The 2,917-nt window shown below is 54.3% G+C and carries 1 protein-coding gene and 2 pseudogenes; all 3 read left to right on the forward strand.

Translation table 11 applies throughout. The features are described from left to right. Positions 1-77: pseudogene (locus CXF97_RS28485) on the forward strand (Rhs element Vgr protein); the annotation flags it as partial. 109 nt (positions 78-186) lie between these two features. Then, the gene (locus CXF97_RS13915; RefSeq protein WP_101159024.1) at positions 187-1,020 is read left to right on the forward strand and encodes a DUF4123 domain-containing protein; all 834 of its coding nucleotides are present in this window, start codon (positions 187-189) and stop codon (positions 1,018-1,020) included. Position 1,021: 1 nt separating this feature from the next. Further along, a pseudogene (locus CXF97_RS13920) lies at positions 1,022-2,917 on the forward strand (hypothetical protein); the annotation flags it as partial.

Raw genomic sequence — 2,917 nt, forward strand, 5'->3', positions numbered from 1 at the left:
GGGCAGTGGGACTGGTGCTGCGCCGTTGATGCCGGGGCCTTTAAAACAGGCTGATGCTGATAAGGCGGGGCAGGTAACAGTGCCACCTATGGCAAACCCGTTCGTACGAAAAAGCATTCAAGGCCTGCCCCTTGTTCCGATCTGTGGAAAACAAGCTAATGGCGCTTGCTCGCGGGAGGTTTGCCCATGTCTGAATGGTTAAGTCACTTTTTGGAAAAACCCGTGGCCACGACGCCATCGGGCACCACCGCAAACCGCACCCTGTATGGCATCGTAGACAGCGTTCGCCAGCCTCGGGCTCTGGAAAAGCTTTTCCAACAGGCCGGGTTGAATGGTGTTGAAAAGTTGTTTCAGGACACGCCGTTTGCCGAAATGAATGATGTCAGTCCGATCTGGCTACAACTGACACCGGGAAGTCCTGCCGCCGCCCAAGCCCTTGAGCTATGCCACGACAACCGCGCCGGCATTCTGCTCACCTCACGTGAAAAACCGGAGACCGCGCTCTTGCATGCTCGTCGCCTCCTGCGCATGAACGACCCGACTCATGGTGACTCGCTGGCGCGTTACTACGACCCGGCATTCTGGAGCGCGCTAGCGCTGACGGTACCCGTCCAACCTCTGTTTGGCCCTTGGGACAGCGTCTTCACCCCGCCCGCCCACAGAGACGATCAACAATGGCGCCTTTGGGAACAAACAGAAAAAGTTGATACCTCTAGCGTCGAACAAAAATATCCGTTGCAACTAAAGAGCAACACACTGATAGCGTTCGATGAAATCCGCTGGTGGTACTGGATTCGGCTGCGGAACGCCGAGTCCGCTGCGGGCTTATCGGATTCGCAGCTGTCTGGCGTGGCCGATAATTTGCAACTGCTGGTGGATCACGGCATTGAAGAAGGACGTCATCTTGAGCGCCTGCTGCCGAATCTAAACCAAGGTCCGTTACAGGCCCGCACTGACGTCATGAACGTGCTGAGCAGCGACATGCCGGCATTCGAGAAAGTACAACGACTGGAAGTCTGAGATGACAGGTACGTCCGAACAAACACCCGCGCCAGAACAACCACCTGTTGTCATTCCGGCCGATCCGCCAAAAAAGACTGCCGACGCGGAAACGTTCTGCAAAGACAAGAAGCCAGGCTGCAGCAGCAGCTATGACGACATCATCTACGTCACCGGTCAGCGCCGTTTCTGGCTGTTGCCCAAGCGCACGTCCGAGAAACTCAAGGAAAGCGTCAGCCTACTCAAACAGAAAACCGTCGACACTGATAAAGCCACGCGCATGAGCAACATCGCCGATGCAGGTTTGATGGACTACTTCCTCACTCCGGGTCCGGAAGCTTTTCTTGAAGGTGAGCAACACACCAGTTATATGGCGTCGAAAGCCGCAATCCCCGAAGACACTGCAAAAAAAGCACAGTGCCGCAAGGATTGGGAAGCGGCAAAAGCCAAAGGTGATAGCGACGCGGTAATGCATGCCGAACGTGAGATGTTCCACGCCGGAAAACGCATCGAGACAAATCAGCAGAACATGCAAACGCTGGAAAAAGTCTCCGATGCAAAAGCAAAGACACTGGGGTACAAACGGGAAAACGGAGTTTTTTATACCCCGCGTGCCTTGAAGGCGCGTGACGCAATTGACAAATACATTGAAGAGCGCGACAAGGCGAAAGCCCACGGCTACAAAATGTTTGATCCTGGCACTGGCAAGATCGCTTCGGCCTGGGAGCACTTGAAAGAGTACAAGGCTCTTCACAAAAAGCTGATCGAAACCGGCGAGATCGACGAAAAAAAGCTAAGGGGTGTCCAGCTCAACATCCTGGCGTTGAAAGATCTGATGTCAACGTACATAAACGCTATCGTAGAAGTTGCCGAATGCGGGATTGCAGTTCCCGAGTTCGCGCTCAGCCCTGACGACCAATACACCGGCAGCGAGGATTTTCAGGCGTTTATCGAGCTGACCAACAAACGCGATGAACTCGAAAAAAAAATCGAGGAGCGTTACTCTCAATGGGTGTCGGCGACTGGCGGCAAGTCCGCACCGCCCGGCGTCCTGTTCGTCAGTTTGCAAAAGCAGTGGTACGACTTGAATAACGAGGCAGAGCGAATCCAGCTTACTGCAGAGGCGCGTATACGTGGGCTCAAGCCATCCCGCCTGTTCCTGTGGGAAGCGGAAAGCTATAAGCCTAAGCCGATCGAACGTCTGGCCAAAACCAACATACCTCTGCGCGAACTCAGTAGCGCCTCGTCAACGACGATCCTCAACCACATCAGCCTGAAACACCTGGCACAAATCAGTGGTAACGCATTCCAAGGACAGCTCAAGGAACTGGCGACCAGTCTGCCGAAATCGATTGCCAAAGAGGCCGACGACGACCGGGTATTCAGCGATTGGCTGGAACAGGAAGGTGCGCTCCAATTCGATGAAAAGGGACCATGGTTCGATGAACATGGACTGTTTGTGCCTGATAAGTTCTTCGCGGCGCTGGAAGCCAAAGGCTACAAAGTCGAAAGCCTGAAAGCCGAAGCCAAACGCCAAACCTGGGGCGAAAACCTGAAAGCCATGGTTTTCGAAGATAAACAGCTGCGCAATCTCATGCTGTTCGACAACAGCCCCCAGGCCCAACTGGTTCGATGCTTACTCCCGGAAAGCGCCAACCTGCTGTCGGAAGTCAAAATGGAAGGCCCCACTCTGAAAAGTGGTTCCCCTCAGATTGCCAACTTGGAGGTTGCACTGGATGTAACAGCGTGGCGCGGGGAAGTCAGCTTACTCAAAGTCGAGTTCCCTAAACGGGCAAAAGCCGATCCCTGGATAGCGAAATACAAGGCACACGACGGCAGCGTACGTAGCGTCAACTTCGGCAAACTGTCATTGGATCTTGAAGCCAAGGCTTGGGGCTTCGCCGGCGCAAGTCTCATG

It is taken from the genome of Pseudomonas sp. Choline-02u-1 (genome assembly GCF_002836515.1).
Lineage (GTDB): Bacteria > Pseudomonadota > Gammaproteobacteria > Pseudomonadales > Pseudomonadaceae > Aquipseudomonas.

What these genes read in the sequence shown, in the direction of transcription:
- CXF97_RS13915 (WP_101159024.1), top strand. Translation starts at nt 187, where the DNA reads ATGTCTGAATGGTTAAGTCACTTTTTGGAAAAACCCGTGGCCACGACG.